At 65.1% G+C, this 12,793-nt stretch carries 12 protein-coding genes; 5 read left to right on the top strand and 7 right to left on the bottom strand.

Features of this window, described 5'->3' with window-relative positions; all coding sequences use genetic code 11:
* Positions 1-32 precede the first annotated feature (32 nt).
* Together FND50_RS21320 and FND50_RS21315 are read right to left on the bottom strand one after the other, a co-directional pair.
* Positions 33-281 carry a hypothetical protein gene (locus tag FND50_RS21320; protein ID WP_144287015.1) on the bottom strand — a complete coding sequence of 83 codons (249 nt, stop codon included), beginning with the start codon at positions 279-281 and terminating at the stop codon, positions 33-35.
* Positions 282-290: 9 nt separating this feature from the next.
* Positions 291-623 carry a hypothetical protein gene (locus FND50_RS21315; protein WP_144287014.1) on the bottom strand — a complete coding sequence of 111 codons (333 nt, stop codon included), beginning with the start codon at positions 621-623 and terminating at the stop codon, positions 291-293.
* 515 nt (positions 624-1,138) lie between these two features.
* On the opposite strand from FND50_RS21315, the gene FND50_RS36220 reads away from it, so the two are divergent.
* Together FND50_RS36220 and FND50_RS21310 are read left to right on the top strand one after the other, a co-directional pair.
* The gene (locus tag FND50_RS36220; protein WP_186301117.1) at positions 1,139-2,158 is read left to right on the top strand and encodes a hypothetical protein; all 1,020 of its coding nucleotides are present in this window, start codon (positions 1,139-1,141) and stop codon (positions 2,156-2,158) included.
* A 5-nt stretch (positions 2,159-2,163) separates the two neighbouring features.
* Entirely contained in the window at positions 2,164-2,829 is a 666-nt protein-coding gene (locus tag FND50_RS21310; RefSeq protein ID WP_186301116.1) for an RES family NAD+ phosphorylase, read from the top strand.
* A gap of 291 nt (positions 2,830-3,120) precedes the next feature.
* Here the strand turns inward: FND50_RS21310 and FND50_RS36500 are convergent, their stop codons facing one another.
* Positions 3,121-3,363 (bottom strand): hypothetical protein, encoded by a 243-nt coding sequence (locus tag FND50_RS36500; RefSeq protein WP_222105580.1) that lies wholly within the window; start codon positions 3,361-3,363, stop codon positions 3,121-3,123.
* An 858-nt stretch (positions 3,364-4,221) separates the two neighbouring features.
* Between FND50_RS36500 and FND50_RS21300 the strand changes: the two genes are divergently transcribed.
* The 3 genes from FND50_RS21300 (at position 4,222) to FND50_RS37845 (ending at position 8,582) form a co-directional block, all read left to right on the top strand.
* Entirely contained in the window at positions 4,222-6,768 is a 2,547-nt protein-coding gene (locus FND50_RS21300) for an ATP-binding protein (RefSeq protein WP_144287011.1), read from the top strand.
* 47 nt (positions 6,769-6,815) lie between these two features.
* Positions 6,816-7,871 (top strand): hypothetical protein, encoded by a 1,056-nt coding sequence (locus FND50_RS21295; RefSeq protein ID WP_144287010.1) that lies wholly within the window; start codon positions 6,816-6,818, stop codon positions 7,869-7,871.
* A 225-nt stretch (positions 7,872-8,096) separates the two neighbouring features.
* Entirely contained in the window at positions 8,097-8,582 is a 486-nt protein-coding gene (locus FND50_RS37845; RefSeq protein WP_144287009.1) for a transposase, read from the top strand.
* On the opposite strand, the gene FND50_RS21285 is transcribed toward FND50_RS37845, so the two are convergent.
* From FND50_RS21285 to FND50_RS21270, 4 genes are all read right to left on the bottom strand, one after another.
* Complete coding sequence (locus FND50_RS21285; protein ID WP_260850596.1) at positions 8,494-10,818, bottom strand: xanthine dehydrogenase family protein molybdopterin-binding subunit; 2,325 nt, start codon at positions 10,816-10,818, stop codon at positions 8,494-8,496. The two genes, FND50_RS37845 and FND50_RS21285, sit on opposite strands and share 89 nt — an antisense overlap.
* 71 nt (positions 10,819-10,889) lie before the next feature.
* Entirely contained in the window at positions 10,890-11,435 is a 546-nt protein-coding gene (locus tag FND50_RS21280; RefSeq protein WP_144287007.1) for a (2Fe-2S)-binding protein, read from the bottom strand.
* On the bottom strand, positions 11,432-12,301 hold the full coding sequence (locus FND50_RS21275) for a xanthine dehydrogenase family protein subunit M (protein WP_144287006.1): 870 nt from the start codon (positions 12,299-12,301) through the stop codon (positions 11,432-11,434). The genes FND50_RS21280 and FND50_RS21275 overlap by 4 nt, the downstream gene beginning before the upstream one ends.
* Positions 12,301-12,669, bottom strand: a complete 369-nt coding sequence (locus FND50_RS21270) for a hypothetical protein (RefSeq protein ID WP_144287005.1) — start codon at positions 12,667-12,669, stop codon at positions 12,301-12,303. The genes FND50_RS21275 and FND50_RS21270 overlap by 1 nt, the downstream gene beginning before the upstream one ends.
* Positions 12,670-12,793: the final 124 nt, after the last annotated feature.

Below are 12,793 nucleotides of genomic sequence, written 5' to 3'. Positions count from 1 at the left end.
CCCGGCGTCACGGTGGTTCAGCGGTGCGGCGGTCAGTGCTTGATCCACCGAGGGGGCCGGGTGCGGCAGTCGTCGTCCTTGTCCGGCGGCGGAAGCGGTGTGTCGCGCAAGGTGTATATCGCGTACCTCGTCACCTTCCCGCCAGCCATGCGTCGCTGGAACTCGGTCACCTGCTGGGGACCTGTTCGGTTTGCCCCGCGATCGCGAATCTCTCCGACGACCAGCATCACGATGATGGGTGTGACGAGGACGCAGATACCGATCACGGTGGTGGTGGTCATGGTGGCGGCCTATCGAGGTCGGAGTTGCGAGGCGAGCCGGTCCACCTTGCGGAGGTGGTAGCCAAACGCGAGCGGTAGTGCCGCGATGGTGATCATCGAGACCGCCGACCGCAGGTAACTGGCGAGGGTGGCGGAGCCCTCGGCGATGGAGACGACTGTGGCGATACTGAGCATGAGCCAGATCGTCACCGCGAGGATCAGCGTGATCGTGCGCATGCGGGCGAGTGTGGCGCGTTTGTCGGCCAGCAGCGGCCCCCACACCTGCGTAGGCGCGCCGGGGGGTAGTGCCCCGTTCCTCAGTGCCGTGTCGACGGCGCGTTGGGCGGGGGTGCGACTGAACATGCTGACTCCTCGGGCGGGTGTGGGTACAAAGACAATTCTCGGCTTCCGTCGCCGCCGTGAACATCCCCCTGGGGTGCCGGAAGTGCCACCCTCCGGGTGCCGTCGGTGCCGAATCGACGCTCATGGGCGCCCGGCGATTATGCGTCCGGGCCTGCCCGCCGGTTTCGACCTGATGGTGCGGGGCATTGGTGACGGGCCGTCCTGGTCGATGATCTCGAACGGAGCTTCCGGGACGGGCCAGGAAGTGCCGCCGAGGGCACACCGGCGAGCCCGATCGACACTGGTGGCCTGTCCTGACCCGTAGGTGACGGCCCGACGTCGACGGTGACGTGCTGGTCGGCACGCTCGATCGCGGTCGCGATGCCACATAGTGCGGGAATCGCGAGGTGGTGCGCTCACAACCAATTGCGCAGCAGGGTGCTGCGTAGTTGCTTCCCCGGCGCTGGACACCGCAGCTTACGATACTTACACTTGTCTATATCGTAAGAAACGTAGCTTTCTGGTGGGAGTGGGTCATGAGGGACGAAACCGTCGACACCCCCCGGCGCGTGCGGGTGGTGAATCGGAGCGCGGCGACCGGCCGGGTCGTGTCCCCGGCGGCCGGTGTCCGGTCGCCGGGTCGTGCCGGGGTCGGCGCCGTACGGTCGCTGCACGGCCCGTCGCTGCCGGTCCGCCGGGGTCGTGTCGCGCCGGGTGCGCGGATCGCCGGTGGGGTCCGGGAGCACCCGAAGAGTGCCGAGGAGTGGAAGCGGGAGATCGCGAGCGTGGTCGCCTCGTTCGACAGTGCGTCGCGGCGCCGGGCCGGCGGGATCGAGGTGGATTTCGAGTTGCGGTTCGATCTGCGGGCGACCGGGTTGGCCCTGCCTTGGCTCACCGACGCGTTCCGCACCGCATTGGACGCCGCCGACCTCGCGGCCGCCGGTGGTGTGGTGATGCGGGCGTTGTTCGACACCAGCGACACCGATGTCGTCACCATCCACCTGCAGCGGCTCCCGCGCGTCCCTGGCGACCTCGCCACCCCGGGCGGCGGTGCCGAGTGGGCGCCGCACTCTCCCTCTCTCACCGATCCCGGACCGGCCGCTACGACGGCGGGGGGCACACGCCTGCCCGGTCGGGACACGGTCGAACTGGAAACCGCGACCGGCAACCTGACCTACCAGTCCCCGCTGTCACTGTCGGGTGACACGATCTCCTCGATGGAGGTCTCGGAGATCCTCTCGCCGTCGGGGAGTGTGAACCGGGCCCTGGCCAACACCAAGAGGAAGGCGCATCAACTCCTCGGGGTGAAGGTCGGCAACCAGTACCGCTACCCGCTGTTCCAGTTCGACCGCGACCGTAAGCAGATCCGGCCGGCCGCGGAGCATGCGAACCGGCTCATGGAATGCGATCTCGACCCGTGGGGGACCCTGGACTGGTGGTTCACCGAGAACCCGCTGATCGACAACCGGCGGCCGGTGGACCGCCTGACCGCGCACGCGCTGACCGACGCCGAGGTGGAGCTGATGGTGGCGGCCGAGCAGATGGGCATGGACTGACCGGGGTGAGCAGTGAACGCTACAACGGCCGACCCCCGCAGACCCGGGTGATCCCCGCGGGCACCGTCCTGCACCGGATCTCCGGCACCGGGTCCCCGTACCCGCCGAACTCGTTCAATGTCGCCGGCATCCGCACCCTCGGCGACCCGCTGCAGGGCCGGTTCGAGCCGATCGACACCTCCCACGGCGGATACCTCTACGTCGCGCTGACCATGGCCGGGGCGGTCGCGGAAGGCATCCTCCGCGACATCCCCATCCCACGGTCGGGGATCGTGCGCCGGAAACGGCTCGCGGGCAAAACCCACACCAGGATGGTCCTGAGCCGCGACATCACCGTGGCCTCCCTGCTCGACGGCGACCTGGGGTCTCTGAACCTGTCGGGGACGTTGGTCGGCTGCGACCGGAGCGCCTACACCTGGTCCCGGACCACCTGCCATCAGATCCTCGGCGCCGACCCGCACACCGACGGGGTGATCTACCGCTGCCGCAACAACCCCGCCGAGTTCGCCCTGATGCTCCTCGACCGCGGAACCCTCGACCCGGCCGCCCTCGGCATCGCCGAATCGAACGACGTGCTGACCGACCCGAGCACCTTCGACGAGGTGGTCAAGGTACTCGACGAGGTCCACCACCTGAAATACGTCGGCTCGGGTGGCGCACGGCTCCCCTAACCGTGGGCGCCTCGCACCGTCCGCGTCGTGAATCAGTAGTACTGGGAGATACAGTCAAATGACCTACGCCGCATGTCCAGTTCGTCTGGAACGATGCGCTGGTGACGACTCCGACGCCCCCCGGCCTGGGTGACACCCGCCCCTGGAAGCCCGCAGGGTCCGCTGGGCGGACGGGCGCAGCGGAAGGCCGCGAGACAGTCGCTGCCGGATCACACGACGCCGCTGCTCGACGAACCAACCGCCAGGGAGGCCAACTCGGGGCGTTCGGCGTCGTTGGTGTGACCGCCACAGTCACACCAGGCCGTTGTTTTCGGGTGTTGGGGCGACGAAAGGCGAGACCGCCGAATTCCTCCGGTTCTGCTTGGAGCCGTTGGGCCAGAAACGCTTTGGATCACTTTGCGGTGCGAGCGGGAGCAGGCCAGGCGCAGCGAGCTGCTCCTCGCGGCCCATTCGCTGGTCGGTGCCGCGTCGGCGGGGAAGACGTTGGCGCGGATGATCGTGCTCGATGACCGGAAGGGCATGGCGCTGCGCCACGTAAACGTTCCGGTACTCCTGCGCATGGGATGCCTAGCAGTCGAGGTCGCGCACGATCGACGAACACGAAGTTGGGCGGTGGCTCGGGACTGGGAGGCGCTGGCCACTGACCTGCTGGAGTAGGCCGCGATCCTGTACCTGACAGACCGTCTCGATGCCGACGGGAGACTTCGGAAACGGTCGTCAAATGCTACGCGGCAGTCGACGATAACGTTGTTCGTGGAGCATTAGCTCCGACCAGGTGGAGTTTTGCGTGCGGCTGGTGCGATATGTCGCGCGGACGGCCATGATGGCTGCAGAACGCACCCCTGCGCCCGGTGACCGATCGGTAAGACCGAGCTCGGAATGATCGCTCCGGTAACGCTACGGCAAATCGGAATCCCAAACGGGCCACGCCACACCAGGGTGGCTCCTCGCCAAATGGATTGCTGATCTGCAGCTATGACGCGGAGGACGGAGAAATGGTCGTCGCAAGGTCAATTAGACGCTGCTCGAGTGGAGTCCTCGTGGGCCGTGCCGCCGGTTGGATCCCTTTCAGAAGCCACCTGCCCTAGACTTCGCCGGCTGAGGTAATCCCGGTCGGCCAGAATCGGAGTTCGTATCCGTCGTCGTCGACAAAAGTCACCACAACGCCACCGTAATAGTGGTTCACGCGGCTCGCTGTGGCATCTCTAGAACGCCTGCTGTGCCGGGGTGCGGGTTTCGATCCCCGGCCGTGTGACCCTTATGTCATGCCGATCGGATCCTGACTCGGAGGTGTGTCGGCGCCAGCGGATAGGCTGTGCCGATCCGGTAACTGACGGGTTGCGGGCTGGTTGGTGGTGCGGGCGAGTGCGATGAGATGAGGGGGAGGCCTGGATGGGGGGTGTCGACGCTTCGGCGGGTTTTGCGTACCAGCACGCTCAAGCTGTTCATCGTGTGTTGGATCTCGCTGACCTCGATGACGCTGGCTACGTGCGGGTCGAAGCGACAAACGATGTTGTCGACGTCGAGATCTACACCGGCGACGACACGCTGGTGCGGGCGGCGCAGTTCAAGATCCGGGGTCAGCAGTACACCTGGGGTGAGGCTGCGCTGGTCGATGAGTTGGTTCGGTGGTCGGCGCTGGCTGCCAAGTACCCCGACGCTCGATACGAGTTCGTGACCGATGGGCGACTCGGACCGACCGGCCGTGAGGTCCAAGCAGCGTTGGAGATGGCACGGAACGGGGACGGCGCAGATCTGGGCGCGATAGCGCGCCATCGGAACGTCACCCTCGACGCTGCAGTGTGTGGGCGTGCATCGATCGTGGCGGATACTCCGGGATTCGATCAGTTGCTCGTCGCCGCCGTCGACCGAGTGGCGGGCCTATTGCCGCATGTCACCGGTGAACTCGAGGCCGAGGAGCGGGGCACGCAACTCGTGCTCGAACTGCTTCGGCAGGTTGTCGGACGGAGTGGTGCTGCCGATCCCGATGTGCGGGTAATTACTAGGACAGAACTCGATGCCTTGCTCTCCGACAGCCGCGAGTACGTCGGTACCGAATCGTGGTCGCCTGATCTCAGGAACGAGTTCGTCGAAGTGGTGCGTCGAAACGCACCCCGAGGAGTGGCACTGCGATGCGAAGTCGCAGGCGCAGGTGCACAGGTGGGTACGTCTGCCGAGGAGGAGTCGCGCCCACTCGACGAACTGATCGGCGCGACGCAAATTTTGCTTCTGAGCGGCCCGACCGGGACCGGTAAGTCGACGGTGATCAAACAAGCGCAAGCGGCAGCGGCTGAACGAGGCGAGATCGTCATCGTCGTCGACGCGGAAGCCTACGTCCCCAAACGCCTGGGATCGTTGATCGCCCGCGGCATCAATACTCCTGGGTTCGTGGGCGCCTACTCGGCAACCGGGCTCAAGGCATTGAGCGATTCTGCAGTCACGGTGATCATCGACGGTGTGTCCGAGATCCCCTCCGAGGAGCGGGCCGCGCTGAAGGCTGAATTGAAGCAATTCATCGCGTCCGACGTCCGCGCAAAGTTGGTTCTTGCCGGACGTGATTCGACGATTCTGCAGGGTATGCTTCCCCGTCATACCCCGGTTTACCCGGTGGGCGTCGAGCAGCTCAACAGAGAGCGGCGGCTCGAAATATTGGCAGATCTCTCACAGGGCGAGCTGGATGACCGCTATGCACGAGAACTGGCCGCGCAAGCTGAGCACGCGCTGCAAGGGGCCGCCGACAACCCGCAACTATTCGTCGTCGGAATCTGGCTCATCGCCAAGGGCTGGGAGTTCACCGACCCGGCGTCGATGTATCGCCAATACATCCATGCTCGTGCCCAAGAGGGCGGCTACACGAACCCCACTGTCCTCGAGGTGGGATTGGGAATCGCGTTTGCCGCGCTCGCGGATACCGGTCGTCGCTACTGCGACAGTTTCGCGTGGACCACGCAGCTCAACGAAGCCGCCAGCGCGCTGCAAGCAAGCGGCCATGACGTCACTACCACGGACCTGCGCGAATTCGGGTTTGAAACTGGCCTGATCATCCGATCCAGTGGCGATGTCGTCAGAGCTGTCCACGATTCATTCGCCGACTACTTCGCCGCGGCGGCACACGCCCGCGCCGTCTCGCCGCTGCCTGAGCAGCTTCATCCAACAGACACTGCGCGGATTAGATTCCTGGTTGAACTCGCGGGCGTGACGGACCGCCTCTCGGCCCAGATCGCATCGGACCTTCCGTTTCTCGTCCCGGCTGCTGCCGAACGAGAAGATCTCCGTCCCGACGAATCCTGGTGCGCGACAACCGAGGTGCTCGTAGCATCTTTGTGGCCAACTGCGGTGGAACCGCCGCGCATTGCGTTCTGGCAGGCGTCGGACCGTCACATGGTTACTGTGGACGGGGATGTGGCGGGATGGCTCGGCGAGCGCACCCTCACCGAAGTCGGTGCCGGAGCGCTTACGTTTGAGGCCACAGGCGGCCCCTTGAATGTGGCGACGAAGATTTGGCGGAACAGGTTGCGCGCGCAGCTCGATTACAGACGTCGTGTCACGGCACCGGCACCTAGCACGCACGAGCAAACCGTCACGATGCTCGTGGCCTTCTCGGATGCACTTTCCATCGCCACTCGAGAACTGGTTCAGCAGATTACCCCGCCAGGCCAACACGACTCCGTGCTCGGTGCGGTCGGTCCGTGCCGTATCCAGTTCGCGCTCGATCCCGACAATGACGTCGCTGACCAACGCGAGCGGGGGGTGCGCTATCGGTATGTGGACAACCTAGGTCCCGACGAAGCCGCCGTATTGGAAATGGTGGCGGGCTCGGATGAGTCGTGGACAGGCTGGGGGCGGGTGGATGCGTTCCTCAGTCAGGAACCTTCGCACGCAGCGGCAAGGATTGTCTCTCAGGCTGTCAACGAACTCGTCGACCGACAATGGCTTTGATATAGCCGTAATTTCGGCAATTCCCCTGAACTCCTGGAGGAGATCTGATGACGACTACAGACGTGTGGAACGCGATTGGTCACCTGGCTGATCAGTGGCGGCAGAGTGCTCTGATCCAGCGGTTCACGGAACAGCTGCCCCGGAACAATCCTGCGACCGAAGGCATCCCTGAGATGCTGCGAACCATTGATAGCACCGGCTTTGTGTCGGGGCAGCCACTCATCCCCAGTAGCTGGGAAAGCCTGGCTCAGCACCATCCATTGGTCAATGTCGATGCCGCCGGACACGAGTTCCTGGTCGCGGCTCAGCCGATCGGATCCGCTGCTGCAATTCAGACATCCTGGCTACGTTCGCGCCTACCGGGATACCCAAGGATTCCTGCGCCGCAATTGGCACCAAATACGTATCGGACGACGCCCGAGACGGGGAGAGACTTCGGCTGGCTACGAGACTTTCTTGAAGCTCGATTCGAGCTCGACAGGGTGCCGCGAGGAACCGATCAGCTTCTGGGTATCGACAAACGCTCGTACAACGACGCGATCCGCGCGGTCGCGAACGCACTGCAAAATACCCTTGAGTGGACGACGTTCGTCGCTCAAGCGTCTAGTCTCACAGTCGGTGCCCGACGAGAACTCGCCCAGGTGCGCAAACGCCTTCACTCGCGTCTATCCCGTGCCGCAGTCGACGAGTACGAGCCCGAACGAATGGTTCGCCGCGAGGACTTCCGGCGTCAGCAGGTCGCCTCGGTGATCGATGAACTATCGGAATCTGCAAGAGAGTACGCCATCGCATTTGAGAAGGTCGATGAACTCATCGACTGGGTCTCCCTACGGATTCTCGGGCAACTCGTTGCGTATGGACCGCCCATCCTGCTAACCGATGTGGAGGAGGTAGAACGGAAGGGCGACACAATCAAATTCCAGTCGAATACACCCTTTGGCCGGTCTTCTCTTGTGCAGATCGATCATCCGCTAGCTCCGGACTTGGCGTTGGTTACCAGCATGAACTTCTACCATGACGAAAGGGGCACGGAAATCAACAAGTTTGAGGCCGAGATCCTTGCTGGGTCAGCGGGACTCTTAGACCCCGAGCCGATGTCATAAGTTTGTGCTATGCGGCTGGCGGATTTGATACTCCATGCATCCTCGACAACACTCGTGGTTAAGGCCTGGTTGTTGCCACAATTCCGGCCGCCTCACCTACGCTGTGGATCCGCTGGCACGCGGGATGCGCCAGAGCAGCGTAGGGCGTCGGAATGAACCCCAAAGCGTGGTGAAGTACACGCAGAAAAGCATCGGGACGAGCGCGGCAGCCGGTTTCGGGGGCAAATGGGCGTTGGAGACCTCGTGCCCAGCGTCGCGGTGCCGGGGCGGGCGGACGCTACCGACGTGCAATGGGCGCGGTTGGTGCCGCTGCTGTCTCTGGGTAGGAAGGCGGGCCGTTCGCAGACGTGGACGAAACGGCAGCTCATCGACGGGGTCCGGTGGCGGGTTCGGGCGGGTACGACGGGGCAGGATGTGCCGGCTCGGTACGAGCGGTGGCACGGTGGTCGGGTTGTTCCGGTGTTGGCGGTGGGCGGGGGTGTGGGTGCGGCGCCGGAGTGTCGCTGCGATGCAGGAACAGCGACGTTGCGCGTGAGGATGCCGCCGTCCTGCTCCTGTCGACTTCCGGTCGTCGGCGTCTGTGCCGACGACCGGTGGTCTGGGGTCTGGGGTCTGGTTGGATTCAGGTGTGCGACAACGGCGGGAGACCGGGCACGTCGCCGGTTGAGAGTGCGCGGTAGACGCGTTCCGGTGTCATCGGCAGTTCGGTGAGCTGGGCACCGACCGCGTCGGCGATGGCTTGGGCGATCGCCGGGGCGATGGGGAGCATGCCGCCCTCTCCCATGCCTTTGGCGCCGAAGGGTCCGGCGCCGTGTCCCTGCTCCTGGGTGATCGAGACGAAGCGTTCGGGGAGGTCCTCGGCGAGTGGGACGCGGTACAGCAGGGCTTCGGCGTTGAGGAGTTCACCGTTCTCGTACCGCATTTCCTCGAACAGGGCCTGCGCAAGGCCTAGTATGGCGGCGCCTTCGTCCTGGCCGCGGCAGCCGATCTTGTTGATCACCTTGCCCGCGTCACCGCTGACCGCGAGCTGGAGCACCTCGACCTTTCCGGTCTCCGGGTCGACTTCGACCTCGGCTGCTGCCCAACCGATCTCGTAGAAGACACACCGGGCGGCCAACGGCGCATCGGCGTCGTTGCGCACCTTGTAGTAACCGTCGGCCGAGAACTCGAACCCGGTGTGGCCGAAGTACTCCATGATCCGTTCGAACAGCGGATACGCGTCGCCGGTGGGGGTGCGCACCGTCCAGTCGTCGAGTACCGCGGTGGCGGGGTCGATGGTGAACACCTCGCCCGCCCACTCGAGCACCTGTCTGCGCAGGTTCTCCGCCGCGTTGCGGACGGCCTGTCCCATCACCACGACTCCGGATGAGGCGTTGGTGCCCTGATCGAAGGGGGTGTGGTCGGTGTCGATGCGCGTGTACACGACACGGTCACGGCTGGTGCGCAGAACGTCGGCGACGATCTGGGACATCGCCGAGTGCCCGCCCTGGCCCATTTCGGTGAGTGCGCAATTGAGGAAGACATCACCGTTGGCGGTCACCTTGACCCGCGCCATCGCGGGCTTGTTTCCGCCGCCACTGTCCTTGAGACCGACGCACACTCCCATGCCGCGGTTCCCACTGCGGTCCCTGTGGTGGTAGCCGATGGCGTTTGCGACCAGGCGCATCCCTTCGGCGAGGTCGGAGTCGATCCCCGCATCCCCGGGCACGAATTCTTCACCGAGCTTCTTGAGGTTCTTGAGCCTCAATTCGTAGGGGTCCATGCCGAGTCGCTGCGCGATGAGGTCGATCTGACGTTCGCCTGCCCACGTCGTCTGCGTGGCACCGAAACCACGCATGGCGCCGGCGGGCACCGTGTTCGTCGTGACCGCCTTGCAGACGGTGTCGATGTGCTGCCAGCGGTACGCGCCCGGCATGCGATAGCCGGCCTTTTCCGCCACCGCCGGACTGTGTTCGGCGTAGGCCCCGCTGTCGAGGAGCACCGTCGATGTGCGGGCGACGAAGGTGCCGTCCGCCTTGACGCCGGCCTTGACGGTCAGCTTCGCGGCGTGCTGCGAGACGGTGAGGAAGCCTTCTTCGGTGCTCATGCAGAACCGCACCGGTCGACCGCCGCTGAGTTGGGACAATCGGATGGCGACCGGGTCGGCCTTCGGGCCGTTCTTCGCGCCGAACGCGCCCCCGAGCAGGGCGACGTGCACCCGGATTCGGTTTTCCGGAAGGTCGAACACGTGCCCGAGTTCCTGGCGGAGGTTGAACGGGCTCTGGGTCGCCGTCCAGACCTCGATCTGTTCGTCGGTTGCCTCCGCGACGGTGACGAACGGTTCGAGATGCATGTGGTTCATCCGGGAGAAGTAGAACGTGTCCTCGAAGATGTGGTCGCACTCGTACCACACTTCCGGTGAGCCTGTGCTGTAACGGAATTCGTAGCTGACATTGTGTTCGCTGCGCAGCGACGCCGACGCGCCGTTCCGGTACGGGGGCAGACCGCCGCGCGGCTCGAGTGGATGGATTGTCGGCGACGACGGGTCGAGGGCCTGCTCGACGTCGAATACCGCGGGCAGGGTTTCGTATTCGACCCGAATCAAGTCCAGTGCCGCCAGCGCCGTGCGCTCGTCGACCGCGGCGACGGCGGCGACGATGTCGCCGACGTACCGGACGGTGTCCGTCGCGACAACGGGTTGGTCCTTGACCATGGTGCCGTAACACGCCAGGCCGTCGGTTTCATTGCGCGTGAGCACCGCGGTGACGCCGTCCAGTGCCTTGGCGGCGCTCGCGTCGATGGACACGATACGGGCGTGCGCGTGCGGGCTCCGCAGCACCTTCGCGTGCAGCATGCCCGGCCGCACGATGTCGGTGTTGTAGATCGCTTTACCGGTCACTTTGACCGCGGCGTCGGCGCGGGGCTGATCACGTCCGGTGACCCGCTTGTCCGACGGGGCTGTCGGCATCGGATACACGGTGTATCCGGCGCTCGTAGCGTCGGAGTCGACATCGTGTGTGAAGGACTCGGCTGTCGCTCTCACGCGGATTCCCCATTCGTCTCGCCGGACAGTTCGGCAGCCCGCTCCACCGATTCGAGGATCATCTCGTATCCGGTGCAGCGGCAGGTGTTGGAACTGATCCATTCGCGGATGGTGCCGCGGTCGGGCTGAGGGTCCTGGCGCAACAGCCCGGTGGTGAGCATCAACATCCCCGACGTGCAGAAGCCGCACTGGAAACCCCCGCACTCGGAGAAGGCGCGTTGCTGTGGGGACAGTGTGCCGTCGGGCGCGGCCAACCCTTCCACTGTCTCGACCGAGGAACCGTCGACGCTGAACGCGAAGGTCGAACAGGACGCGACCGGCAGATCGTCCACGAGCACGGTGCACGCCCCGCAGACCCCGCGCTCACAGGAACCGCGAACACCCCTGCAGCCGTGGTTGTTGCGCAAGACGTCGAGCAGGATGGCATTGGCGGCGACGCACACGGTCTGCTTGACGCCGTTCAGGGCGAACTCGATGCAGGTGTCGAGTTCTCCGTCGGGGGCAGCGGATCGGTCGGGATCGCGATCGGGGTACTCGGTCATCTCGTTGTCGTTCCCTTCAGCTGTGCACACGCCGCGGTGAGCAGGCGGCGCGACAACACACGCACCAGATGCCGGCGGTACTCCGCCGAGCCGGTGTAATCGGCACACTCGTCCGGTAGCTGCCGAGCAAGCTGCGTACTCACCTCGAGCGGGTCGAGTTCGCCGGCGCCGGTATCAGCCGTCAGTGCGAATCCGTGTCGGTACTCCGATCCCGCGTGCGCGCGCACCCGCAGGGTGCCGTCGGGGTTGCGGCGCACCGCGAGGGCCACTGTCGCCGTGGGACGCATCGACCGCTCGTATCCGAACCAGACGAGGTCGTCCGTTCGTATCGTGATGTCGGTCAGCAGACCTCGCTGAGCGGATCCGGTGTCCGCCCACAACGATGCGACCGGACGCGATGCCGCGCCGGCATCGAAGACCAGGTCCGCGTCGAGGGCTCCGAGCAGCAGCGGCATCTCGTAGCGGTACCGCCGCGCCATCACGTTCCCGCCGGCGGTCGCGGTGTACCGGATCCGAACCGTCGCGATCGACGCCCACGCCGCCGCGAGGTTCGGGATCACGGTGCCGACAAGTTCGTTCGTCGCACCGGCGTGATGGGTCACCATCGGACCGATATGAAGAACGCCAGCCTCGTGGCTGATCGCGCGGAGCGCATCGACCTTTTGCAGCGACACCAACGTTTCCAGGCCGCGGCCCTCACGGATCTGGGCGACCAGATCCGAGCAGCCCGCGGCGATGACGGCATCCGGATGTTCGGACACGATCGCGAGGGCGTCCTCGATGGTGGTAGGGCGATGGAGCCGGAATGGGGCCATCGCGAATTGGGTCTGCGCCACCAACCCGGCGTCGAGAGCCTGGGTGCGCATCAGCGGGCTCCCCGCACGAGGGCGCGGCGCTGTGTGCCGTCGCCGGTATGCATGTGGTGATTCATCCCTCGTAGGGCGCGCCGCTCGACGGCCGCGACGGCGACGTCGACTGCGGCGCGGACGGCTACCGAACAGAATCCGGTGTAGACGAACTTACGCCGATCCCGGCCCCGACGATGCTCACGAACGACGATCGGATCCTCACTATGAACGCGGTCGGGGAGGAACAGCACGGCAGCTAAGGAGCCACGCGCGCCGAGCCTGCCGTCTGCTGGGTTCCGCTCGGGGGTTGCATCGCCGCGCGAGGGTAGGGCGGTCACGGTGCCGCCGCCTTTCGCAGCCACCGTGGCAAGGCCGCTCTTGTTCATGTGCCTCGTTCCATTCGAAAGGACTGCGGATACGGTTCAAGAAGACTCAGCGCAAAGTATCTTTGCTATAAGACAATTTAGCGCTGTCGGCTACACGAGGTCAACAGCTCGGCCACGGTCGCCA

This window comes from Rhodococcus sp. WB9, from assembly GCF_007558985.1.
In the GTDB taxonomy this organism is placed as follows: Bacteria; Actinomycetota; Actinomycetes; order Mycobacteriales; family Mycobacteriaceae; genus Rhodococcus_F; species Rhodococcus_F opacus.
The sequence above is the reverse complement of the archived record's forward strand: the minus strand, read 5'-3'. Positions and strand labels throughout refer to the sequence as shown.